Source organism: Curtobacterium sp. MCSS17_005, assembly GCF_003234225.2.
In the GTDB taxonomy this organism is placed as follows: Bacteria; Actinomycetota; Actinomycetes; order Actinomycetales; family Microbacteriaceae; genus Curtobacterium; species Curtobacterium flaccumfaciens.
The window spans coordinates 1180884-1204445 of the sequence record NZ_CP126258.1; the positions used below are offsets into that span (position 1 = coordinate 1180884).

Below are 23562 nucleotides of genomic sequence, written 5' to 3' on the forward strand. Positions count from 1 at the left end.
GACCTGATGGGCTACAGCAACCCACCCATCCCGTGGTCGCAGTTCGAGCGTGCCCTGTCCGACAAGCGGAGCCCAGGCACGGCGCACGATGGCGACGGCGGCGACAGCCCGGCGTGGTCGCGGAAGCGCGAGCCGTACGTCCCGTCACCGCTCGACACCGACGGCGGGCCCGTGGTGCCGTACGCCGAGCTGCACGCGCACTCGGCCTTCAGCTTCCTCGACGGCGCCAGTCAGCCCGAGCACCTGTTCGAAGAAGCTGCTCGGCTCCGATTGCACGCCCTCGCGCTCACCGACCACGACGGCTTCTACGGGGCCGCCCGGATGGCCGAGGTCGCCGAGTCGTACCCGCAGGTCGGCACCGTCTTCGGTACCGAGCTGTCCCTGGGGCTGACCGAACCGCAGAACGGTGTGCCCGACCCCGAGGGCTCGCACCTGCTCCTGCTCGCCGACGGCCAGGGCGGCTACCACCGCCTCGCCGGCGCGGTGACGAGCGCACACCTGGCCGCCGGGTCCGAGAAGGGCAGCCCGCAGTACGACCTCGACGACCTCGCCGCGCGGGCGGAGGGGCACTGGCGGGTCCTCACCGGCTGCCGGAAGGGCTCCGTGCGGCAGGCCCTCGAGCAGGGTGGCGAGTCCGCCGCCGAGACCGCGCTCCGGGTGCTGCTCGACCGGTTCGGCAGCCGCAACGTCGTCGTGGAGCTGCTCGACCACGGCGACCCGCTCGACAGCGCCCGCAACGACGCCCTGGCTGTCCTCGCCGCGAAGCACGCGCTGCCCCTGGTCGCCACCGGCAACGTGCACTACGCCACCCCCGACCGGTTCCCGGTGGCGACCGCACTCGCGGCGGTGCGTGCCCGCCGCAGCCTCGACGAGATCGACGGCTGGCTGCCGGCCGCCGACACCGCCCACCTGCGCTCCGGCGCCGAGATGGCCAGACGGTTCGGGCGCTACCCCGGCGCGATCGAGCGGACCGTGGAGCTCGCCGACGAGCTCGGGTTCCGACTGAAGACCGTGCAGCCCGGGTTGCCCGACCTCGACGTCCCGGACGGGCACACCGCGATGTCGTGGCTGCGCGAGCTGACATGGACGGGTGCCCGGCGGTTCTACCCCGGCAGCGCCGACGGCGTCGACCCCCGCAAGCGGGAGCGCATCGAGCGTGAGCTGTCCGTGATCGAGGAGAAGAACTTCCCGGGGTACTTCCTGATCGTGCGCGACATGGTGCAGTACGCCCGCGGTCGGGGCATCCTCTGCCAGGGGCGTGGCTCGGCGGCGAACTCGGCGGTCTGCTACCTGCTCGAGATCACCGCGGTGGACTCGATCCGGTACGGGCTGCCGTTCGAGCGGTTCCTGTCGGCGATGCGCGACGAGGAACCCGACATCGACGTCGACTTCGATTCGGACCGCCGCGAAGAGGTGATCCAGTACGTGTACGCCAAGTACGGCCGGCACAACGCCGCCCAGGTCGCGAACGTCATCACCTACCGCCCCAAGGGCGCGGTGCGCGACATGGCGAAGGCGCTCGGCCACAGCCCCGGGCAGCAGGACGCCTGGTCGAAGCAGGTCGAGCGGTGGGGCTCGGTGACCGAGAGCCAGGACCACGACATCCCGCCCGCGGTCGTCGGGCTCGCGAGCGACGTCCTCGGGTTCCCGCGGCACCTCGGCATCCACTCCGGCGGCATGGTGCTGACCGACCGCCCGGTGGGCGAGGTCGTGCCGATCGAGCACGCCCGGATGGACGGCCGCACCGTGCTGCAGTGGGACAAGGACGACTGCGCGTACATGGGGCTCGTGAAGTTCGACATGCTCGGGCTCGGCATGCTCGCGGCGCTGCAGTACTCGTTCGACCTGGCGGCAGAGCACTGCGGGGAGCGCTGGGAGATGCACTCCATCCCGAAGGAGGAACAGGGGGTCTACGACCAGCTCTGCCGCGCGGACACGATCGGGGTGTTCCAGGTGGAGTCCCGTGCGCAGATGGGCACCCTGCCCCGACTGCTCCCGCGGCGGTTCTACGACCTGGTGATCGAGGTCGCACTCGTCCGACCCGGGCCGATCCAGGGCGGCGCGGTGCACCCGTATATCCGCCGGCGCACGGGCGAGGAACCGATCACGTACATGCACCCGGCGCTCGAACCCGTGCTCGAACGCACCCTCGGGGTCCCGCTGTTCCAGGAACAGCTCATGCAGATGGCGATCGCGGTCGGCAACTGCTCCGGTGACGACGCCGACCTGCTGCGACGGGCGATGGGGTCGAAGCGCGGGCACGAGAAGATCGACCGGCTGCGCGACAAGCTCTACACGGGGATGGCGGACAACGGCATCCACGGCGCGGACGCCGACGCGATCTACGCGAAGATCCAGGCCTTCGCGAACTTCGGCTTCGCGGAGAGCCACTCGATCAGCTTCGCCCTCATCGTCTACGCGAGCGCGTGGATGCGGCTGCACTACCCGGGGGCGTTCCTGGCGGCACTGCTCCGGGCGCAGCCGATGGGGTTCTACTCACCGCAGACCCTGGTCGCCGACGCCCGACGGCACGGCGTCCGCGTGCTGCGACCGGACATCCTGCGGTCCGGGGTCGACGCCACGCTCGAACCGCTGCCGGACGGGGACGCCCCTGCCGGTGACGACGCGTGCCTGGCCACCGAGCAGCCACCGGTGCTGCCCTTCGACAAGGCGCTCCCCGACGACACCGCGAGCCACCGACGCGACGGTGCCTTCGCCGTGCGGCTCGGGCTCGCCGAGGTCGCGTCGCTCAGCCGGAAGAGCGCCGAGAAGATCGTCGCGGAGCGGGACGCCAACGGTCCCTTCCGCGACATGTCGGACCTGGCCCGACGGGTCGGGCTCACCACGCCGCAGCTCGAGGCACTCGCCGCTGCCGATGCCTTCGCCCCCTTCGACATCGACCGCCGCGGTGCGATGTGGTCGGCTGCCCAGGCGGCCGCCGAGCGTCCGGACCAGTTGCCGGACACGCAGGTGTTCGTGCAGCCGCCGTTGTTCGGGCAGATGACGAGCGGGGACGTGCTCATCGCCGACATGTGGTCGACGGGCATGACGACCGACGATCACCCCGTCCGGCACGTGCGCGACCGGCTCGCCGCCCGCCGGGTGCTCAGCGTGCAGGACACCGCGACCGCCGAGACCGGACGACGGGTCGAGGTCGGCGGGATCGTGACGCACCGGCAGCGTCCGGCGACGGCCTCCGGCATCACGTTCCTGAACGTCGAGGACGAGACCGGGCTGGTCAACGTCATCTGCAGCGTCGGGGTCTGGGGGCGCTTCCGCCGGGTGGCGCGGGAGTCCCCGGCGGTGATCGTCCGGGGCATCCTCGAGCGCTCGCCCGACGGGGTGGTCAACCTGGTGGCGGACCGCATCGAGCACCTGTCGCTGTCCGTCCGCACCCGCTCGCGGGACTTCCAGTGAGCGGTCTGCTCGAGTGAGCGGGCGTGCCCGAGTGAGCGGTCGTGCCCAGGCGAGCGGTCGTGCTCAGCGCACCTCGGGCAGGCGGATCGTGACCTCGAGTCCACCGGCGGGCACGTTGCGGAGCGACGCCGTGCCTCCCGCCCGTTCCGCCACCGCGCGCACGATCGCGAGTCCCAGCCCCGAGCCGCCGGGCAGGGTGCCGGCACCGGTCGACGGGTCCGGGTTCGGGCGGGACGTCCGGGCCTCGTCCGGACGGGTGAAGCGGTCGAACGCCACCGGGATGAAGGACTCGGGCACGCCGGGGCCGTCGTCGGTGATCTGCAGCACGCCCTCGCCGCCGGTGCTGCGCCAGGACACGAAGATGCCGCCGCCGCGGGGGAGTGCGGCCACGGCGTTGCCCGCGATGTTCGTGACGAGCTGGGCCATCCCGCCGGTGTCGATCCGGTAGCGCGGTTCGACGGTGCCGCCGCCGATGCCCGGGCCGGAACCGCCGACGGCGACGGGCGGCTCGAGGTCGAAGTCGACGGTGACGTCCTTCGCCGAGGCGATGAGCCGGACGCGGTCGACCGCGGCCATCACCTCGTCGCCGAGGTCCGACCACGCGGTCTCGGGGCGCCGATCGCCGTCCTGTTCACGGCGCTCCGACTCCTCGATCCGCGACAGGGCGAGCAGGTCGTTCGCCAGCCGCGACAACCGCGCGACGCTGTGCTTGGCGCGTTCGATGTGGGCGGCGAGGGCGGCGGCGTCGTCACCGTCGAGCGAGGCGAGGTCGAGCTGGGTCGTCAGGATCGCCAGGGGCGTCCGGAGCTCGTGGCTGGCGTCCGACACCATCTGGCGTTCGCGCTCGGTCGCCTGCCGGGTCCGGGCGAGGAAGGCGTTGAGCGTGGTCGCCAGGGATGCCAGCTCGTCCTGGGCGGGGCCCACCGGCAGTTCGGCGCGCTCCGGAGCCACGGAGAGCCGTTCGGCCTCGCGGCGCATCCGGTTCACCGGGCGCAGCGCGGTGGTCGCGAGCACCCAGGACGCCACGCCGAAGGCGAGCAGGATGGCCAGGCCGGTCAGCGACAGGGTCGTCGTGAGGTCGTCGACGACGATGGCCTCGGCCTGCGAGTTGCGGGCGGCGACGACGGTCCAGCGGCCGGCCTCGTTGACGGGGTGCTCCACCACGACGCGGTACTCCGCACCGGAGACGCGGATGATCGAGGTGCCGGCAGCGGTGGAACGCAGACTGCCGAGCGCCTGCTCGACACGGTCGGGCATCGTCGACAGCACGATCTCGCCGGACGGGGACACGACGGCGACGAGCTGCGCGTTGCCCGGCGGCGACAGGTCGGGGTCGCTGTCGACCTCGAGCGTGGCGACGTAGGGGTCGGCATCGGCATCGAGCAGCGTGCGCGTCGCACTCGCGACGACGCTCACCACCTGGAACCGCATCACCAGGACGAGCAGCAGGATGACGATCGCGGCGATCGCCGTCGAGCCGATCGTGATCCGGGCACGCAGGGACAGCAGACGCAGCGGCCGGATCGGGCCGCCGCGTCGGCGGTCCGATCGTGGGGCGTCGTCGGCCCCGTTCACGCCCCGAGCAGATCCAGGCGGTACCCGCGACCGCGGACCGTGGCGATGGCGACGGTGGCCTCGTGCGCGGTGAGCTTCTTGCGGAGGTACGAGATGTACTGCTCGACCACGTTCGGGTCGACGTGCTGCGAACCGTCCCAGACCTCTTCGAGGATCTTCGGGCGGTCCACGACACTGCCGGCGGACCGGGCGAGCAGGCGGAGCAGGGCGAACTCGGTGGGGCTCACGGCGACGCGCTGCCCCTTGATCGAGATACGGCGGGCCTCCGAGTCGATCGACACGTCCCCGACCTCGATCGTGCGGGGAGCCCCGGCGGACTCGCGACGGCCGAGCGCACGCAGCCGAGCGGTGAGCTCGGCGAAGGCGAAGGGCTTGGTGAGGTAGTCGTCCGCGCCGGCGTCGAGCCCGAACACGCGGTCGTCGACGGCGTCGCGCGCGGTCACGAGCAGGATCCGCACGGGGTCCTCGCGCTCACGGATCCGCCGGGCGAGCTCGAAGCCGGACATGCCGGGCATCATCACGTCCACGACCGCCAGGTCGAACGCCTGCTCGCCGAGGGCGATGAGCGCCTCGACGCCGTTCTCGACGGCCGTGACCCGGTACCCCTCGGCCGCGAGTCCGCGTTCCATCAGGGCACGCATCTCGTCGTCGTCCTCGACCACCAACAGCCGCATAGTGGACCTCCTCGGACCCATCGTGGCATCGAACCGGCGCGGAGGGCCGTTCTCCGGGCCCGACTCGCTGAATCTCGTCACAGGACGAGGCAGAACGGTCTGTCCCACGTTCTAGGGACGTGAGCGCCGCTTGCTTCGTTGCTAGGCTCCGGCAGCGGACAGCGCGACCCGATGCGCCGCCCGCACTGGGGGATCATGAACGACTCGATCGACCACCCGGCCATCGTGCGCCTGCGCGCCGAACTGGACGCCGCGTGGAAGGGCATCGGCGCGCTCGCGCAGCTGGAGGACGCACCACGCGACCGCGTGGTCGCGGAACTGCGGACGGCGGTGCCGGACGTGGCGAGCCGTGCTGCACGCGAGGTCGGCACCGAGGCCGTCGTCGCCGAGATCAGCCGGTACGCCGACGCCGGCATCCCGGGTGCGACCGCGACCGACGTCGTGCCGACCGCGGTGATCTGGTCGGACGTCGTCCGGACGGCGTCGGAAGCGGCCTGCGCAGCGCGCTGAACCGGACCGAGCGGCCTGCGCAGCGCGCTGAAGCGGCCTGACTAGTCGTCCTCGCCGAGCAGTTCGCCACGCACCCGTCGGATGTCCTCGAGCAGCGCCCCGATGAGCACCCAGTGCCGGGAGTTCGGCCGCACCACCTCGAGCGGCGCGGTGAGCGCCGGCTCCGAGGTCTCCGCCCACGGCGCGGCGTCCGGTCCGAAGGCTGCCGCGTCCGCCCGGCCGACCCCGTCCACCGGGTCGAGTCGTGTCGACTCGACCCGCGCACTGAGCGCCCGGACGTCCGCACCGATCCGTGCCACCTCGGTCGCGATGCCGTGCACCACCGGGTCGTCGCGCAGGTCCGGTGCGGTGTTGTCGCGGATCGCCCGGGTCATCCCGGTGACCCGTGTCACCAGGACGCGCAGGTGGTCGGTGGTCACCACGTCGTGGTCGAGGATCGTCCGGTGCCGGCCGCCGCGCGGGTTCATCGTCAGGGACTCGCGCGCCGACCCCAGGGACGCCTCGGCCTTGGCGTGCTGCTGCCGCAGTGCCCGGGCGGCGACGAGCGCCTCGTCCCATCGCTCGCGGTCCCACCCTTCGGTCAGGCCGATCGCGATCCGCTCGAACGCCACCGCGGTGTCACGGGCGAGCCGGGCGACGGCGAGGTGCGCCGGTTCGAGCAGCACGGGCGGCACGATGAGCGCGTTCACGACCAGGGCGACGATCGCACCGATCACGGTCTCGAGGATCCGGTCGGCGGAGTAGTTCGGCGTCACGACCCCGGCGGTGAGCACGAGCATCCCGCTGATCCCCACCTGGGTGGCCGAGGTCGGTGTGAGCCGGAGCGCCCACGCGATGAGGATCGCGAGCACGATGACGAGCAGCACGACGAACACGCCGTCGCCGAGCAGCAGGTGGAACCCGGTGGCCAGCACGACGCCGATCACGACGCCCGCACTCCGCTCGAGCCCCTTCACGAACGACTGGTTGATGCTCGGCTGCACCACGAGCAGCGCGGCGATCGCCGCGAAGGTGGGGAACGGCCCCTGGATGACCAGGCGGCAGAGGAGTACGGCCGCGACCACCGCGACGGCGGTCTTCACGACCTGCAGGAACGGCGTGCGACTGGAGCTGCGGAGGCGCGCGACCGGGTTCACACCGACCACGGTAGCCACCGGCCGCGCGCCGAGCCGTGCACGAACGCGACGAAACCCGCGCGACACGGTTGACTGATGTCGTGTGGCCCAACCATGAGCGCGTCATCCCGCAGGCCTTCGCCGGCTCCGGGACCTCCGTGGTGGCCGCGCGGGCGCACTCCGTCGAACCCTCGGGCAACGGCTACCTGTACGGCTACGAGGTCGACACGGTGGACCGCAACGGCCAGCGCGCCACGGTCCTGACCTACGTCGACACCGGCGGCACCCACGACCAGAACAGCGCGATCGTCACCGATCCGGCGACGGGCGACCCGGTGTCGGTGTGGGCGTACCCGAACGACCCCGGCCTGCCGGTGCTGCCGCAGGTGACCTACCGCGACGCCGTCGCCGAGCTCCTGACCACGCTGGGCATGCCCGTCACCGACCCGGTGCTCACCGTGGCGGCGTACCGGCCCGGCAAGCGCGCGGTCGTGCGCGTCGACGCCCCCGAGCGCACCCTGTTCCTGAAGATCGTCCGTCCGCACCGGGTCGCGCCGATCGTGCAGTCGCACGAGCAGTTCGTCGCGGCCGGTCTGCCGGTGCCGCGCGTGCTGTCCAGCCGTGGCGACGGCCTGCTCGTGCTCGAACGCATCCGCGGCGTACCCGCCGGCAGCCGCATCCTCGACATCGCCGACGACCCGCGCTTCGTGGCGTCGCTCGCCGCGCTGAGCGGTCGGGTCGCCACCGTCCCGATGACCCAGCAGGCGCGCGCCGACGCGATGGACCACGCCGACTGGCACCGTCGCACGCTCATCGCGGCTCTTCCGCGCGACGCCGAGGAGATCGACCGCCTGTACGACGCCATCGGCCGCCGCTCCATCGGCTGGTCGAGCTCGACCAAGCAGGTCGTGCACGGCGACCTCCACCTGGAGCAGGTCTTCGTCGACGAGGACGAGCCGTGGCGCATCTCCGGCCTGCTCGACATCGACACCGCGGGCTGGGGTTTCCCGGTCCGAGACGTCGGTGCCGTCGTCGCCCACCTCGTGGTCACCGGGCTCTGGCACCGGTCCCGAGGCGACGCCGAGCGCGGTGCCGCCGCCGAGCGCCTCGCCGACGCGATCGCCCGCGACTGGGTCGCGCGCAACCCGCGCGAGGCCGACCGCATCGGACCCGCCATCGGCGCCCAGCTGCTCGCCCACGCCGGCGGCCAGGCGACCACCGGCTCCGCCAACGGGATCCAGACGGCCCAGCAGCTCCTCGCCGCGACGCAGGCCGCCCTGGCGGACGCGGCCCCGAGCCTCCCGACCGGTGGTTCGACCCGCCCGCGGTCCGCACCGCAGGTCTGAGACGCGACCGGAGGACGGACTGGAGGCACGGGTCGGGCCTGCCACGGGCCTCCCGTCCGCCGTCGCGACGCGCGCGGGCAACGCGCCGGTCGCCTCCGTCGGTGGTCCGGGAGTAAACTGAGCGCGCACGCACCGCGTTCCCGCGTGCCGCGTCGATTCCGGACGCAGCCGTCGATCACTTGATCGACGCGGGGACCGGGCCGTGACCGCCCCGAGGGGGCATCACGTGCGTGTGACGACGCCGGATCCCGGCGCGGACCGTCCGAACCTGCTCCCGGCAGGTGCTCGTGTGGAACGGCTCGCGGGAGTCCACCGGACGTCCCGATGCGGGGACCGGCGATGCGGTGGGCCACGGTGGCCCGCAGCTGAACCGGAGCCGCGCCAGGCGCCGGTGCAGGACTTCCCGCCCCACGGGCGGATCGCCCCGACGTGTGGGCGGAACAGGAGGAGCGTTGGCTCGATCAGGCACCCGGCGTGCTGCCGGCGGGACGCGGACCGCGTCACGTCGCACCAGGCCGCTGGACAACGACGGCGTCATCCCCGTCCTCGCCCGCGCTGTGCGCGAGGTCGAGGCCGCGGCACAGCGCGGACCGCTCAAGGCATCGAACCGGACGAAGTTCCAGGCGGTCGCCCTGCTCATGCGCGAAGAGCGCGCGCGGGTGAAGGCCGACACGGAGCTCACCGACGCACAGCGCGCCGAGCAGCTCAAGCGGCTCGACGGCGTGGCCACGATCCTGGCGAAGACGGCGGCGCGCGACACCAGCGTCATCCAGCTCCTCGCCGAAGAGGTCCAGGTGTCCGAGGCGACGCGTGCGGTCAAGCGCGACATGATGATCGCCGGTGGCATGGAACTGCAGCCGGAGGACCTCGTCATCGCGTCCGAGCCCGCCGCGGTGGTCGAGACCCCGGTGCGGGCCGTCGTGCCGCAGGCGGTCGTGCAGCGCCAGCTCGCGAACCCGTTCATGCCGCCGGACTTCGCCCTCGCCGACCAGCCCGTCGCACACCCGCGTCGCCTGGCGAACTGGGAACTGTTCGGACCGCTGTTCAAGTCGTTCGAGTACGGCGCGGGCGGGGGAGCGGCGTCGATGCCGCTGCCGGAGCCCACGACGCTGCACTCGCGCTCCGGCACCACGCTCATGAAGCACCAGGCGGAACTCGTCGCCGCCGCGGCGCAGGGGCACCGCACGTTCCTGCTCGCCGACGAACCCGGCCTCGGCAAGACCGCACAGTCGCTGCTCGCCGCCGACGCCGCGAACGCGTTCCCGCTGCTCGTCGTCGTGCCGAACGTCGTCAAGACGAACTGGGCGCGTGAAGCAGAGCGCTGGGTGCCGAACCACCGCGCCACGGTGATCCACGGGGACGGCAACGACCTCGACGGATTCGCCGACATCGTCATCGTGAACTACGAGATCCTCGACCGGCACGCCGGGTGGCTCGGCAACTTCGGGTTCAAGGGGATGGTCGTCGACGAGGCGCACTTCATCAAGAACAAGGACTCCCAGCGCGCCCGGTTCGTGCTGCAGATCGCCGAGCGTATCCGGCAGCGCACCGCCGCACCGCTGCTCATGGCGCTGACCGGTACCCCCCTGATCAACTCGGTCGAGGACTTCCGCACCATCTGGGAGTACCTCGGCTGGATCGACGACAAGAAGCCGCGCGCGAAGCTCATGAACGAGCTCGAGGAGATCGGCCTGACGCCGGCCGACCCCGGGTTCTTCGTCGAGGCCCGCCGTGCCGTCATCGACCAGGGCATCGTCCGACGCCGCAAGGTCGACGTCGCCGCGGACATCCCCGCCCGCCGGATCGCCGACATCCCCGTCGAGCTCGACGGTGACGAGGGTCGCTCCATCCGCGACGCCGAGCGCGAGCTCACCGCGAAGCTCGTCCGCCGCTACCACCAGGCGCTCGACGCCCGCACCGGGCAGGACCCGGTCGTCGGCATCGACCACAAGCTGGTCCGCCAGGTCGCGCGCTGGGAGCTCGAGGACCAGGACGCCTCGTCGACCGGCGAGAACGTGTTCTCGATGGTCCGCCGCATCGGCCGGGCCAAGGCCCAGCTCGCGGCCGACTACGCGGCACAGCTCGCCTCGAACGTCGGCAAGGTCGTGTTCTTCGCGAAGCACCTCGACGTGATGGACCAGGCGGAAGAGGTGTTCGCCCGTCGCGGGCTGCGCACCGCCACGATCCGTGGCGACCAGACCCCGACGCAGCGCACGGCCGAGATCGACTCGTTCGTGAACGACCCCGACGTCGCCGTCATCGTCTGCTCGCTGACCGCCGCCGGTGTCGGCCTGAACCTGCAGGTGTCGTCGAACGTCGTGCTCGCCGAGCTGTCGTGGACGAGCGCCGAGCAGACCCAGGCGATCGACCGGGTGCACCGCATCGGACAGGAAGAGCCCGTCACCGCGTGGCGCATCATCGCCGCGCAGACGATCGACACGAAGATCGCCGAGCTCATCGACTCGAAGGCGTCCCTGGCCGCCCGCGCGCTCGACGGTTCGGACGAAGAGGTCGTCGACTCCGGTGACATCCAGCTCGACGCGATGGCCGCGCTGCTGACCGAGGCGCTCGGCGGCTAGCGCGGGCGCATTGCGGAGGGCCGCCGCTCAGATGCGGGACTGCACCTCGGCCAGGGACGGGTTGGTCGCCGTCGAGCCGTCGGGGAACACCAGCGTCGGCACGGTCTGGTTGCCACCGTTGACCTCGGCGACGAGTTCGGCGGTACCGGGGGTCTGCTCGATGTCGACCTCGGTGAAGGGCACCCCGGCCTTCGACATCTGGTTCTTCAGCCGGGCGCAGTAGCCGCACCACGTGGTGGTGAACATCGTGACGCCGCCGGCTTCGGGCGTGAACTGCTCGCGGGTGATCGTGTCGCTCATCCCTGCAGGCTAACCCCGGGTGCGGGGAAACCTCGCAGTGCCTGGTAGACAAGAGCGTGTGAGCCACACGCACCTCGAGATCGAGCGCACCTACGACCTGCCCGAGGGCGGTGCCCTCCCCGACCTCGTCGGCGCGGGCGGCATCCTCCGCACCGAGCACCAGGAGCCGTTCGAACTGGACGCGACCTACTGGGACACCGAGCGGTACGACCTGGTGGCCGCGCGGGTGACGGTCCGCCGTCGCACGGGCGGCCCCGACGCCGGCTGGCACATCAAGCGCTCGGAGTCGGACACGGTCCGCCACGAGCAGCAGTTCCCCCTGACCGACGACGCCGACACCGTGCCCGACGAGGTCCTCGCCGCGCTCTTCACGGAGCGCCGTGGCCGCGGGCTGCGTCCCGTCGTCCGGATCACCACCACCCGCACCGTCACCCGACTGCTCGACGAGGACGGCGACCAGATCGCCGAGCTCGCCGACGACCAGGTCACCGCCCAGCGCCTCGACGACGACGCTCCGGAGACCCCGCGCACCTGGCGCGAGGTCGAGGTCGAGACCGTCGACGGCGTCGACCCGCAGATCGCCCACGAGCTGTTCGCGGCCCTCGACGGACGCTTCGCGGCCGTCGGCGCCGGCCCCGCCGCCGTCGCGTCCAAGCTGGCACGCGGGCTGGCAGGAGCACCGGCACCGCGCCTCCAGACCGAGGAGAAGCCGGCCAAGGGCACGACCGCACGGATCCTGGCGAAGCGGGTGCGCAAGCTGCGCGTCGCGCTGCTCGGCCAGGAGGCCCGGCTCCGCTCCGGCGACACGGCCGACCTCCGGCAGGCGGCCGACACCACCCTCGAGATCGCCGCGATCCTGGGCGCCTACCGCCCGGCGTTCCCCGACGGCGAGGCCGTCGACCGCGCCGCCGAGGCGGCGGACGGCCTGGCGGGCGTCACCGCGCGTGCGGCGCTGGCCGCGTACCTCATCGACCGGCTGCCGCGGGCGTCGTCGCCGGCACAGGACGACCTGGTCGACGCGATGACCCGCGAGCGCATCCTCGCCTCGACCCGGGAACGTCGCGACCAGGCGGTGCGGGACGTCGTCGCGTTCCTGCACGGCGAGCCGTTCCTCGAACTGCTCGACGCCCTCGACGACGCCGCCGAGCGCCCGGCGCCGACAGCGTGGTCGCTCCGCGCACCGAAGCAGGTCGCGCAGGACGTCGGCGCCGACGTGAAGCCGCGTGTGCGCGAACTCGTCCGGGCCGCCGTCGCCGACGACACATCGGACACCGCTGCCGAGCGCGAGGCCGCCGACCGGGCCACCACCGAGGCCGCGTGGCAGGAGACGATGCGCGCCCGGATGGCGATGGACGTGCTCGGCGACGACGCGTTCCCGCACGCGCTGTGGAAGCGGATCGGCACCGCTGCCGACGTGCTGACCGAACGGGTGCGGTCCCTGCACGCCCTCGACATCCTGCGGGCGAACGCGGCGATCGCGGAGCGCGGGGGTGAGGGCACGTTCGGGTACGGGGTGCTCGCGGGGGACCGGGTGCGCCTGGCCGAGGAGTCCTACGACGAGGCGGTGCACGCGCTCAACCGCGTGTGAGCGGTGTGCGCGCTGCGTGCGCTGCGTGCGCTTGGTGCGCTTCGTTCGCTTGGTGAGCAGAAGAGGTCGGGTCCCGCGTTCGGACCCGACCTCTTCTGCTCACGAAGTGCGAAGCGTTGCTCAGCCCGCGGCGATCGGGTTGGCGGTGGCCGCGGCGGGCGTCTCGTCGGCGAGCCCGAGCACGTCGAGCAGCCAGGCGAGTTCGAACGCCCGCTCCTTCCACGACGCGTAGCGACCGCTGACACCACCGTGGCCGGCGGACATCTCGGTCTTCAGCAGCACGGGGGCGCCGACCTCGCGGAGCTTCGCGGTCCACTTCGCGGGCTCGACGTACAGCACGCGGGTGTCGTTGATCGAGGTCACGGCGAGGATCTGCGGGTACTGCACGTCGTCGCGGACGTTCTCGTACGGGGTGTACTCGCTCATGTAGCGGTAGACCTCGGCGTCGTGCAGCGGGTCGCCCCACTCGTCCCACTCGATGACGGTGAGGGGCAGGTCCGGGTCGAGGATGCTCGTCAGCGCGTCGACGAACGGCACGGCGGCCAGGATGCCGGCGAACCGCTCGGGTGCGAGGTTGGCGACCGCACCCATCAGGAGCCCGCCCGCGCTGCCGCCCTCGGCCACGAGCCGGTCGGCGCTCGTCCGGCCGGACTCGATCAGGTGCTCGGCGACCGCGACGAAGTCGGTGAACGTGTTCTTCTTCGTCAGGGTCTTGCCGTTCTCGTACCAGTGCCGGCCGAGCTCACCGCCACCACGGACGTGCGCGACGGCGAAGACGACCCCGCGGTCGAGCATCGACAGGCGCATGACGCTGAAGCCGGGGTCGATCGAGTGCTCGTACGAGCCGTAGCCGTACAGGTGCAGCGGTGCCGGGGTGCCGTCCTCGACGGCGTCACGACGCCAGACGAGCGAGATCGGCACACGGGTGCCGTCCGAGGCGGTCGCCCAGTCGCGCTCCTGCACGTAGTCGGCCGGGTCGTAGCCGCCGAGCACGGGCTGGCGCTTCAGGACGGTGACCTCGCCGGTGGCCAGGTCGAGGTCGCTGACCTCGGAGGGGGTCACGAACGACGTGTACCCGATGCGGAGCGTCGGCTGATCCCACTCCGGGTTGCCGCCGAGACCCGCCGAGAACAGTGCTTCGTCGAAGGGGACCTCGTGCGCGTCGCCGTAGCCGTCGCCCTCGATCGGGATGATCGCGACGCGGGGGAGCGCCTCGGAGCGGTACTCCAGGGCGAGGTGTCCGGCGAAGGCGTCGACCGACTCGATGCGGCGCTCGGTGTGGTGCGCCACGACGACGCGGCGGTCACGCTCGGACGTCGGGTCGTCGGCGGGGACGTCGACCAGCTCGAAGTTCTCGGCGCCGTCGTTGTGCAGCACCAGGAACCGGTCGCTGCCGCCGACGATGGCGTGCTCGATCTCGTACTCGACGCCCTCGCGCCGGGGCCAGACGACCTGGAACTCACCGGTCGGGTCCGCGGCGTCGAGGACGTGCGCCTCGGACGTGATCTTCGAGCCGAGCTCGATGACGATGTACTGCGAGGAGCGGGTGACACCGACGCCGACCCAGTAGCGGTCGTCCGGCTCCTCGAACACCAGGACGTCCTCCGACGCCGCGGTGCCGACCGTGTGCCGCCAGATCTTGTCCGGACGCCAGGACTCGTCGACCGTGGGGTAGAACACGTAGCGTCCGGCCGGGTCGAAGGTGGCGCCGGCCCCGGTGTTCGGGATGGCGTCGCCGAGGTCGGTCCCCGTGGCCAGGTCGCGCACGTGCAGGGTGTACCGCTCGTCACCCTCGACGTCGATGCCGTAGACCAGGCGGGTGCCGTCGTCGCTGATGTCGTAGGTGCCGAGGGAGAAGAACTCGTGGCCGTCGGCCAGGGCGTTGCCGTCGAGGACCACCTGCTCGTCGGGGAGCGTCGACTCGCCCTCGACGACGGCGGGCGGTGTCCAGTCGTCGGGGCCGGCGACGGGCACGCGGCAGTGCACGCCGTACTGGCTGCCCTCGGCGGTGCGGGTGAAGTACCACCAGCCGCCCATGCCGACCGGTACCGAGAGGTCGGTCTCCTGCACGCGGCTCTTCACCTCGGCGAAGATGCGGTCCCGCAGCGGCGCGAGGTGCGCGGTGGCGGCGTCGGTGTGGGCGTTCTCGGCTTCGAGGTACGCCAGGGTGTCGGGGGATTCCTTGTCCCGCAGCCACTCGTAGTCGTCGACGAAGTCGATGCCGTGGTGGGTCCGTGTCACGGGCCGCTTGGCGGCGCTGGGCGGGGTGGATGCGGTGTGCTCGTTGCTCACCGTCCCACCCTATTCGCCCGCACCCCCGGTCAGGCCGCCGTGCGCTCGCGCCCGCCCACCGCCGCCTGCACCCGCTGCTCGAACGCCTCGAGCTCGTCGACCACGGCCGGTGCGACCCACGCCCGGTCTCGGAGACGATCGGTGACCGGACGGAGCACTCCCGCCGACACCAGGTCGTGGGTGACGCGCTCGACCTCGTCGGTGGTGAGCAGGGTGTCCAGGTGCGCTTCGGTCAGGACGGGGTCGTCGGCGAGCGCACGGCCGACGACGGCGTGCGGGCCCGAGGCGCAGGGGCCGACGGACCGATCGGCGTCGTGCTCGGCGAGCAGCAGGGCGCTCAGGGTCGCCTCATCACAGACCGTCCCGATCGCGAGGGCCAGGTCGACCACGAACCCGGTGACCTTGCCGTCGCGGTACTGCTCGAGGTGCCGGAAGTACCGCCGCCGATCCGCCGCGAGCGCGGTGGCCACCGGTGCCGTGACCGTGGTCGTCACCCCGCGACGCCGGAGCACGGCACCGATCAGCGCGCGCCCGATCCGACCGTTGCCGTCGGTGAACGGGTGGATCGACTCGAACTGGGCGTGGGCGATCGCGGCCTGGGCGATCGGGTGCAGGTCCACACGGTGCACGAACGCGAACAGGTCGGCCATCAGCGGTGCCACGAGCTCGGGCGGTGGTGGCACGTACACGGCATCGCGGGGCGTGGCACCGCCGCCGATCCAGTTCTGCACGTCGCGGTACCGGCCGGCGTACCGTCCGTCCACCGGGTCGTCGCGCATCAGCAGGCGGTGTGCCTCGAGCAGGGAGGCCTCGGTGACGGTGCCCGAGTCCGCTCCGGACACCAAGTGCTCGACGGCGCCGCCGGCCCGGACGACCGCGGTGGCACCGGCGTTCGCCCGGATGCCGACGAGGGCCCGTGCCAGGTCGTCGATCGACGCGGACTCGTCCTCGATCCGCGACGACGCCACGGCTTCGGTCCGGCCGAGCACGGACCCGAGCGGCGCGAGCCGGGAGCCGTGGTGGACGTCGAGGGCGCGCAGGGCCGTGGCGCTCCGGTCGAGCAGCGCGACGGTGTCGTCGTCGGGCGTCCACCGGGCCCTCGCGATGGACGGGGGCAGCGACACCCGCACGGTGGTCACCAGCCGGTCGTCACGGCACCCGCGGACGGCGCTCCGCCACGGTCGCTCGCTGCGTTCGTGCGTGGGCCAGGTGTCGCTCCGGTGTGCCATCCCGCGACGGTAGAGCCACCCGGACGCTCGACGCCAGGAATCGGTATTTCGCCCGCCGCCGCCGCCGCAGCCCGCCCGCCGCCGCGGGCCCGCCCGACCTCCGGCCCCACCCGCGCCCGCATCCTCCCGCGTACCGTTGGTGCCATGAGCAACTCCTTCGCGATCACCGGTGCCCACGTCGTCCCCGTCTCCGCTCCAGCCTTCGACGGCGGCGCGGTCGTCGTCGAGGACGGCCGGATCACCGCGATCGGTCCGGACGTCTCCCCGCCCGAGGGGATGACGGTCATCGACGCCGCGGGTTCGTGGCTCGTCCCCGGCTTCGTCGAGGCACACGGCCACGTCGGCATCCACGAGGAGGCCAACGGCGAGGCCGGCAACGACACGAACGAGATGACCGCGCCGAACATGGCCGGCGTCCGGGCGATCGACGCGATCGACATCGACGACGAGGGCTTCCGGGATGCGCTCGCCGGCGGCATCACGAGCATCGTCGTCAAGCCCGGCTCCGGCAACCCGATCGGCGGTCAGAGCGTCGCCATCAAGACCTGGGGTGGCCGGACGATCGACGAGCAGCTCATCTCCGACTCGGTGAGCGTGAAGAGCGCCCTCGGCGAGAACCCGAAGCGCGTCTACGGCGGCAAGGGCCAGACGCCCTCGACCCGGCTCGGTGTCGCGAAGATCATCCGTGACGCCTTCGTCGAGGCGCAGAACTACAAGGCCGCCCGCGACGCCGCCGCGGCGAAGGACGAGCCGTTCGCCCGCGACCTGACGAAGGAGACGCTCGTCCGGGTGCTCGACGGCGAGCTCGTCTGGGACCAGCACACCCACCGCCACGACGACATCGCCACCGCGATCCGCCTGTCCGAGGAGTTCGGCTACCGGCTCGTCGTGAACCACGGCACCGAGGCGCACAAGATCGCCGACGTGCTGGCCGCCAAGGACATCCCGGTCATCTACGGCCCGCTCTTCACCAGTCGCTCGAAGGTCGAGCTCCGCGACCGCGGCATCCCGAACCTCGCCACGATCGCGGCTGCCGGGGTGCGGGTCGCCATCACGACGGACGCGCCCGTCGTGCCGATCAACATGCTCGTCGACCAGGCGACCGCCGCAGTGAAGGAGGGCCTGCCCGCCCAGACCGCACTCGAGGCGCTCACGGTCAACCCGGCCGAGTTCCTCGGGTTCGGGGACCGCGTCGGTCGGCTGGCCGAGGGCTACGACGCCGACCTCGTGCTCTGGGACGGCGACCCGCTCGACGCGACCAGGCGCGCGACGCGCGTCTGGATCGAGGGCAAGCCCGTCTTCACGTGGGCCGACGGAGCCGGCGTCACCACGCCGCGCTGGTAGCGATCACGAGACGGACTGGAGGCGCGGTGCCAGCTGGCACCGCGCCTCCAGTCCGTCGTGGAACCACGCCGCATTTCGCGGTGCGCGACACCTCACGCGGGTGCCGCCCCGTGACGTGTCGCTCAGCGCGAAACGCGCACGGCGCACGCGCCGGGCGCCGCGTGCTCAGACCTCGCGCGCCAGCAGGAAGTCGTTGATGCGCGTCGTGAGCTCGGCGTCGATGGGCCGCGCGTCGCCGTTCACCGAACGGATCGGCGCAGCCTGCCGCACGCTCGACACGAGCCAGAGCGCGTCCGCCGCCGCCAGGTCGGCGAGGGTGACGAGTTCGTAGGCGGTCTCGATGCCCTCCTGCTCAGCGAAGCGGAACACGTCGGCCTGCGTCGTGCCGGCCAGGATCCCGATGTCGGTGCGGGGCGTGACGAGCCGGTCGCCGACCTTCATGATCAGGTTGGCGCGCGTGCCCTCGAGCACGTAGCCGTCGCTCGAGACGAACAGGGCGTCGTCGGCGCCGCGGCGGACGGCCTCGCGCAGGGCGGCCATGTTGACGCCGTACGACAGCGTCTTCGCGCCCTGCAGCAGCCACGGTGAGGTGCGCTCGACGTCGTGCCGGTACCCGCGGTCCAGGACGACGACGGAGATGCCCTCGGTGCGGGCGGCCGTGGAGTCACCCGACGGCGCGGCGTAGACCCACCCGGTCGGGCGGTCGGTGCCCTCGACGCCGCGGGTCAGGACGGTCTTGGCGAAGGCCTCGCGCACCGGGTCGAGGCGGGCGCAGACGGCCTCGATGGCCTGGCGCCAGGCCTCCGGGTCCGGGGCGGGCAGGTCGAGCATCGCGGCGGAGCGGCCGAAGCGGGCGAGGTGCGCCTCGAGGGCCTGGGGCCGACCGTCGATCACCGTGATCGTCTCGAACACGCCGTCGCCGCGCGTGACGCCGAGGTCCTGCACCTGCACGTGCTCCTCGAGCGGCTTCGCCCAGGTGAAGGCGTCCGCCGCGGGGTCGTGCGGCGCAGCGTCGCGGGAGGGCTGGTTGAGGACGGCGAGCACGGTTTCGGTCATGCGTCCATCCAACCGCAGCTCAGCCGGCTTCGGGCAGCGCGCCCAGCAGCTTCCACACGGCGGGCGTCAGTTCGGGGTGCTGCAGCGCGATCCGGCGCAGCCGGTGGTACTCCTCGCCCAGCCTGGTGCCCTGCCCGGACGCCGGGTGGCTCGCCCACTGCGCGTGCCGCTTGCCGATCGCCTCGTCCAGGTCGACGGCGTCCGCACGCAGGATCAGCACGACCTGCTCGTCGACGGTGGGGAGCGTCGGCATGAACTCCCACGGGTCCTCGCCCTGACGGCTCCGGTGCTCGACGAGCATCGAGATCTCCTCGGCGGCCTCGGCGCGCAGCACTTCGAGGCTGCGCCCGGTCCTGCGGGGCTCAGCCATGGTGCCCCCGCAGCACGCCTGCCATGGGAAGAGCGTACGACACTCCATCGGTCACACTGGACGCGTGACCCTTCGCGACGAGAGCAAGTCCCAGCATCCCCGGGTGGTGGTCGTGTACCTGCTGCGCGACGGCGAGGCAGGCCCCGAGGTGCTGCTGGGGGAGAAGCGCCGTGGCCTCGGCACGGGCCGTCTGGTCGGCCCCGGCGGCAAGCGCGAGCCCGGTGAGTCGGCGGTCGAGACCGCCGTGCGCGAGGTGCGTGAGGAGGTCGGCCTGCGGCTCGACGCGGTCGACCTGGAGGCCCGTGGCACGTTGGACTACCGGTTCCCGTACCGACCGTCCTGGTCCCAGGTCTCGGACGTCTTCGTCTGCCGCCGCTGGCAGGGAGACCCGTCGGGCTCGGACGAACTCGAGCCGAGGTGGATCCCCGTCGACACCGTGCCCTACGACGCGATGTGGGACGACGCCCGGTACTGGCTGCCGGGGGTGCTCGCGGGCGGCAGCGTCCGCGCGCGGTTCACGTTCGCCGAGGACGACGCGACGGTCGCCGGGTTCACCGGGACGGGCGTCGGCGTGGGCGGCTAGCGCGGCTGCTGGGTGCGGGTGCTGCCGGTGCGCGCTTCCTCGGCGGCGGCCATGACGTCGGCGTCGCCGCTCCGGCCACCCAGGGGACGCACGAAGAAGTCGATGATGCCGACGACGATCGCGCCGATCATCGAGAACATCGCCCACCCGACGAACAGCCCGGCGGTACCGCGGCCGTCGGCGGGTGCGAGCAGGACGCTCGCAGCGTAGAAACCGACCGTCAGCACGAGGAACACGACGACGACGGTGATGAGGACGCGGTGCCAGGTGATGCGCGGGTTCATCCGATCAGGATACGCGTCAGCGGTCGGCGTGCTTGCCGTGCGGAGCCGCCGCTGGTCGCGGTTCCTTCCGGTTCGCGGGGCGCTGCACGGCGATCCGCCCGGTCGGTGTCGCGTCCGGCTCGAGGCCGTCGCGACCGCCGGTGAAGACGTCACCGCCGGTGCGGTCGTCCTCCCAGTCGTCGTCCCGCAGCACGCTCAGGGTGCCGGTCTCGGTGGAGGTCAGGCCGTGGCGCTCGAGCTCGGCGTCGCGCTGCCGGCCGAGGAACTCGCGGTTGGCGGTGTTGGCGTCCTGGAACATCGTGGTCCGCCCGGTGACGATCGCCCGGATCCGTCGGCGCTCCCACCACTTCTTGCCGAAGTACATCAGCACGAGGCCGGCCGTGGCGTAGCAGGCCATCGTGATCAGGCCGCGGGCCGGGCCGGGGCCGACGCCGTAGACCTGGTGCTTGATCATGTCGACCATGCTCGAGCCGACGACGACGTTGTTCAGCCAGGCGAATGGCTCGGGCATGAACCACTTCGGGTAGGCGCCGCCGGACGACGGCATGGACAGGAAGACGAAGCAGATCATCGCGGGTGCGGCGATGAACCGGCCGACGAAGTAGCTCAGGCCGTTGACCGCCAGACCGATCGCCACGATCCAGCCCCAGGCGATGAGCACGAGCTGGATCCAGTGCCCGTGGATGGCGCCGAGCACCGGCCCGGCGAGCGTGTTCGTGATGAGCGAGATGACGAGGCCGCCGACCACGATCACCGTCATCCGGGTGCGGTGCCGGAGCGGGCCGCCCATGATGCCGATGAACATCGCGACCATGTAGCCGCCGATGCACCACGCGAGCATGACGTACATCGCGACGGTGCCGTACTCGTCCCACGCCGGCAGGGGTGCGAGCTCGGTGACCTTCGGGGTCGCCACGCCCAGGCCGGTCAGCACCGCGGTGAGGGTGGCCGGGACGAGGCTCGCGACCTGGAACTGGTGCGCGCTCGCCTTGAAGAACTCGTTCGCGGCCGGGTCGTACGCGACCGCCATCGAGCCACCCACCACGTCGCGCTTCGCCTGCGCGAGCGAGTCGTACGTGTGGAACACGAACTCGCCGGGCAACGCCTGCTGCACCGCCTGCACGAACGCCGGGTCGCTGCCGATCAGGGCGATCGGGACGTCGTGCGGGTGCGGGGCGTGGAACGCGAAGACGTAGCACAGGCAGAACCCGACGATGAAGAACAGCGGCATCCAGAGCTGCAGGCCGATCAGCTGCAGCGACGGGTGCAGGGTCGAGTACCACCGGCGGTAGGCACCGTGCTGCTGGGGCGCGGGCACCGGAGCCTGTCGCCTGGGTGCTGACCGCGTGTGCCCGGCGACCTTGCCCCCACGACGCGGCTTGGTCCCACGTGCGGAGGGCCGGGTCCCGCGCGGCTTCGGCGGGCTGGGACGGGAACCGCCGGGGCGCTCCGGTCCGTCGTCGTTCCTGGGGACGTCGTTCCGCGGCGTGCTCACTCGGCGCTCTGCTCCTGCTCTCGATCGGAGCGCCAGGATACGCCCGGGGTGCTCAGGAGCGACTGCGCGACGCCTGCGCCGAGTCCATCGCGAGTTCTTCCGCGTCGAGGGTCACGAGCACGCGGCGCATGACCTCCTCGTCGAGGTTCCCCTTCTCCCGCTCCTCGAGCACGATCTCGCGGCGGCGGTCGAGGAGCTCGCGGCGGATGTCCTGGATCTGCGAGCCACGGAGGCGCAGTGCGACGTTCCGCCCCTCGTCCTCTTCTTCCTCGGCGTCCTGACGGAACGTCTCGGCCTGACGCTCGAGTCGCGCCTTCAGCCGGTTCACCACCGAGTCGACGGCCTCCGAGCCGTACTGCTTCGCCCACGCCGGACGCCGCTTCTCGAGCAGCTCGATCGCGGCCTCGGTGGTGCGCTGGTTGAGTCGCATCTCGCTGCGGACGTCCTCCTCGCCCTCGGCCGGGTCCTGCACCTTGAGCGCGCGGATGACGAACGGCAGGGTGAGTCCCTGCAGCAGCAGGGTGCCGACGGTCACGAAGAAGGCGATGATGAAGATCGTGTCCTGCGCCGGGATCTGCGTGGGGCTCGCCACGACCGACACCGCTGCGGCCAGGGTCACCACGCCGCGCATGCCCGTCCACGAGATGACGGTGAGCTCCCGCCAGTTGAGCTTCGGCTCGGCGGAACCGCGCATCCACCGCAGCGAGGGGTGCCCGCGGGACAGCTTGATCCGCAGTGGCCGGAGCCACTTCCCGTTGATGCGGTTGCGCGCGTAGGACTCGAACACGAACAGCGGCCGCACCAGGATCACGACGACGAGCACGACGGCCGCGGCGGTGAGCGTCTGCCCGAGGCTCCGCTCGCTCTCGACCAGGTCCTGCACCACGGTGTTGAGCTGCAGGCCGATGAGCGCGAACACGAAGCCCTCGAGGATGACGTCGATGCTCGTCCAGAGCGGGCGCTCCTGCAGGCGGGTGGCGTAGCCCTCCTTCGGCGAGTTGTAGCCGATGTACAGGCCGGCCGTGACGACCGCGATGACCCCGGAGCCGGACAGGTCCTCGGCGAGGATGTAGGCGACGAAGGGCAGCAGGATGCTCATGATCGTCTCGACCACGGGGTCGTTGATGCGCATCCGGATCCAGTGCACGACGACGCCGAGCACGATGCCGACGACCAGGCCGACGCCGATCGCCAGGCCGAAGATGCCGAGGTCCTGCCAGATCGTCAGTGACGTGCCCGCGATGATGAGCGTGAACACCCGCACCAGGGTCAGCGAGGCCGCGTCGTTGATCAGGCTCTCGCCCGACAGCACGGTCATCACCCGGCGGGGGAGTCCGAGCTTCCGGCCGATCGCGGCGGCGGACACCGCGTCCGGCGGGGCGACGATCGCGCCGAGCAGGATCGCCGCCGGCAGCGTCATGTCCGGGATGAGCAGGTACGCCACCCCGCCGACGACCAGGGCGGTGACGATCACCAGGAAGATGCCGAGCCGTCGGATCTGCTTGATCGAGCCACGGAAGCTCTGCCACGACACGTCGAGGGCCGCCGAGTAGAGCAGCGGCGGCAGGATCACCGTGAGGATGACCTCGGAGTCGATCTCCATCGGCGGCAGCCCGGGCAGGAACGAGGCGGCCAGGGCGACCGCCGTGACGAGCAGTGGAGCGGGGAGTCCCTTGGCCCGGGCGAACCCCGTCACCGCGAGCGATCCGATCAGCAGGATGAGGAGCTCAGCGGTGTCCATGGACACATTCTCCCATCGGCATGGTTCCGAAGCTGAACGAGTGTGAAGCTGCGGTGAACAACAG

Annotated in this window: 18 protein-coding genes; 7 read left to right on the forward strand and 11 right to left on the reverse strand. The window is 71.9% G+C overall.

Annotation, left to right across the window (positions count from 1 at the left end):
* Positions 1-6 precede the first annotated feature (6 nt).
* Positions 7-3417 carry an error-prone DNA polymerase gene (locus DEJ20_RS05770; protein WP_111235286.1) on the forward strand — a complete coding sequence of 1137 codons (3411 nt, stop codon included), beginning with the start codon at positions 7-9 and terminating at the stop codon, positions 3415-3417.
* A gap of 63 nt (positions 3418-3480) precedes the next feature.
* Here the strand turns inward: DEJ20_RS05770 and DEJ20_RS05775 are convergent, their stop codons facing one another.
* Both DEJ20_RS05775 and DEJ20_RS05780 read right to left on the reverse strand, forming a co-directional pair.
* Positions 3481-4992, reverse strand: coding sequence for a sensor histidine kinase (locus DEJ20_RS05775; protein WP_111235285.1), 1512 nt, complete (start codon positions 4990-4992; stop codon positions 3481-3483).
* Entirely contained in the window at positions 4989-5666 is a 678-nt protein-coding gene (locus tag DEJ20_RS05780) for a response regulator transcription factor (protein WP_017885962.1), read from the reverse strand. The genes DEJ20_RS05775 and DEJ20_RS05780 overlap by 4 nt, the downstream gene beginning before the upstream one ends.
* 195 nt (positions 5667-5861) lie before the next feature.
* Between DEJ20_RS05780 and DEJ20_RS05785 the strand changes: the two genes are divergently transcribed.
* Positions 5862-6176, forward strand: coding sequence for a hypothetical protein (locus DEJ20_RS05785; RefSeq protein ID WP_110864838.1), 315 nt, complete (start codon positions 5862-5864; stop codon positions 6174-6176).
* A 41-nt stretch (positions 6177-6217) separates the two neighbouring features.
* On the opposite strand, the gene DEJ20_RS05790 is transcribed toward DEJ20_RS05785, so the two are convergent.
* The gene (locus DEJ20_RS05790) at positions 6218-7312 is read right to left on the reverse strand and encodes an FUSC family protein (protein WP_111235362.1); all 1095 of its coding nucleotides are present in this window, start codon (positions 7310-7312) and stop codon (positions 6218-6220) included.
* Positions 7313-7392: 80 nt separating this feature from the next.
* On the opposite strand from DEJ20_RS05790, the gene DEJ20_RS05795 reads away from it, so the two are divergent.
* A complete protein-coding gene (locus tag DEJ20_RS05795; protein WP_071405569.1) occupies positions 7393-8637 on the forward strand; it encodes a phosphotransferase enzyme family protein in 1245 nt (414 codons plus the stop codon).
* A 452-nt stretch (positions 8638-9089) separates the two neighbouring features.
* Positions 9090-11216 carry a DEAD/DEAH box helicase gene (locus DEJ20_RS05800; protein ID WP_071245021.1) on the forward strand — a complete coding sequence of 709 codons (2127 nt, stop codon included), beginning with the start codon at positions 9090-9092 and terminating at the stop codon, positions 11214-11216.
* A gap of 27 nt (positions 11217-11243) precedes the next feature.
* On the opposite strand, the gene DEJ20_RS05805 is transcribed toward DEJ20_RS05800, so the two are convergent.
* Positions 11244-11516, reverse strand: coding sequence for a mycoredoxin (locus tag DEJ20_RS05805; protein WP_071405571.1), 273 nt, complete (start codon positions 11514-11516; stop codon positions 11244-11246).
* A gap of 58 nt (positions 11517-11574) precedes the next feature.
* On the opposite strand from DEJ20_RS05805, the gene DEJ20_RS05810 reads away from it, so the two are divergent.
* Positions 11575-13104, forward strand: a complete 1530-nt coding sequence (locus DEJ20_RS05810) for a CYTH domain-containing protein (protein WP_181431540.1) — start codon at positions 11575-11577, stop codon at positions 13102-13104.
* A gap of 120 nt (positions 13105-13224) precedes the next feature.
* On the opposite strand, the gene DEJ20_RS05815 is transcribed toward DEJ20_RS05810, so the two are convergent.
* The gene (locus DEJ20_RS05815; protein WP_111235283.1) at positions 13225-15396 is read right to left on the reverse strand and encodes a S9 family peptidase; all 2172 of its coding nucleotides are present in this window, start codon (positions 15394-15396) and stop codon (positions 13225-13227) included.
* Positions 15397-15425: 29 nt separating this feature from the next.
* The gene (locus DEJ20_RS05820; RefSeq protein ID WP_111235282.1) at positions 15426-16625 is read right to left on the reverse strand and encodes a Fic family protein; all 1200 of its coding nucleotides are present in this window, start codon (positions 16623-16625) and stop codon (positions 15426-15428) included.
* A 144-nt stretch (positions 16626-16769) separates the two neighbouring features.
* Between DEJ20_RS05820 and DEJ20_RS05825 the strand changes: the two genes are divergently transcribed.
* Positions 16770-17969, forward strand: a complete 1200-nt coding sequence (locus tag DEJ20_RS05825) for an amidohydrolase (protein ID WP_111235281.1) — start codon at positions 16770-16772, stop codon at positions 17967-17969.
* Positions 17970-18134: 165 nt separating this feature from the next.
* On the opposite strand, the gene DEJ20_RS05830 is transcribed toward DEJ20_RS05825, so the two are convergent.
* Complete coding sequence (locus DEJ20_RS05830) at positions 18135-19025, reverse strand: aminodeoxychorismate lyase (RefSeq protein WP_027464735.1); 891 nt, start codon at positions 19023-19025, stop codon at positions 18135-18137.
* A 19-nt stretch (positions 19026-19044) separates the two neighbouring features.
* Entirely contained in the window at positions 19045-19395 is a 351-nt protein-coding gene (locus DEJ20_RS05835) for a tryptophan synthase subunit alpha (protein WP_111235280.1), read from the reverse strand.
* 64 nt (positions 19396-19459) lie between these two features.
* On the opposite strand from DEJ20_RS05835, the gene DEJ20_RS05840 reads away from it, so the two are divergent.
* Positions 19460-19978: an 8-oxo-dGTP diphosphatase gene (locus tag DEJ20_RS05840; RefSeq protein WP_181431539.1), complete on the forward strand. Its 519-nt coding sequence runs from the start codon at positions 19460-19462 to the stop codon at positions 19976-19978.
* Here the strand turns inward: DEJ20_RS05840 and DEJ20_RS05845 are convergent.
* The 3 genes from DEJ20_RS05845 to DEJ20_RS05855 all read right to left on the reverse strand — a co-directional run bounded on the left by DEJ20_RS05845 (position 19975) and on the right by DEJ20_RS05855 (position 23498).
* The gene (locus DEJ20_RS05845) at positions 19975-20262 is read right to left on the reverse strand and encodes a hypothetical protein (RefSeq protein ID WP_027464737.1); all 288 of its coding nucleotides are present in this window, start codon (positions 20260-20262) and stop codon (positions 19975-19977) included. The two genes, DEJ20_RS05840 and DEJ20_RS05845, sit on opposite strands and share 4 nt — an antisense overlap.
* Before the next feature lie 16 nt (positions 20263-20278).
* Entirely contained in the window at positions 20279-21580 is a 1302-nt protein-coding gene (locus DEJ20_RS05850; protein WP_111033196.1) for an ABC transporter permease, read from the reverse strand.
* Positions 21581-21809: 229 nt separating this feature from the next.
* Positions 21810-23498, reverse strand: coding sequence for a cation:proton antiporter (locus tag DEJ20_RS05855; RefSeq protein WP_110859250.1), 1689 nt, complete (start codon positions 23496-23498; stop codon positions 21810-21812).
* Positions 23499-23562: the final 64 nt, after the last annotated feature.

Excerpts from the sequence above, each read along its gene's own strand:
- DEJ20_RS05770 (WP_111235286.1), top strand. The coding sequence starts at position 7 with ATGGGCTACAGCAACCCACCCATCCCGTGGTCGCAGTTCGAGCGTGCC.
- DEJ20_RS05780 (WP_017885962.1), bottom strand. The coding sequence starts at position 5,666 with ATGCGGCTGTTGGTGGTCGAGGACGACGACGAGATGCGTGCCCTGATG.
- DEJ20_RS05785 (WP_110864838.1), top strand. The coding sequence starts at position 5,862 with ATGAACGACTCGATCGACCACCCGGCCATCGTGCGCCTGCGCGCCGAA.
- DEJ20_RS05805 (WP_071405571.1), bottom strand. The coding sequence starts at position 11,516 with ATGAGCGACACGATCACCCGCGAGCAGTTCACGCCCGAAGCCGGCGGC.
- DEJ20_RS05820 (WP_111235282.1), bottom strand. The coding sequence starts at position 16,625 with ATGGCACACCGGAGCGACACCTGGCCCACGCACGAACGCAGCGAGCGA.
- DEJ20_RS05825 (WP_111235281.1), top strand. The coding sequence starts at position 16,770 with ATGAGCAACTCCTTCGCGATCACCGGTGCCCACGTCGTCCCCGTCTCC.
- DEJ20_RS05830 (WP_027464735.1), bottom strand. The coding sequence starts at position 19,025 with ATGACCGAAACCGTGCTCGCCGTCCTCAACCAGCCCTCCCGCGACGCT.
- DEJ20_RS05835 (WP_111235280.1), bottom strand. The coding sequence starts at position 19,395 with ATGGCTGAGCCCCGCAGGACCGGGCGCAGCCTCGAAGTGCTGCGCGCC.
- DEJ20_RS05845 (WP_027464737.1), bottom strand. The coding sequence starts at position 20,262 with ATGAACCCGCGCATCACCTGGCACCGCGTCCTCATCACCGTCGTCGTC.
- DEJ20_RS05855 (WP_110859250.1), bottom strand. The coding sequence starts at position 23,498 with ATGGACACCGCTGAGCTCCTCATCCTGCTGATCGGATCGCTCGCGGTG.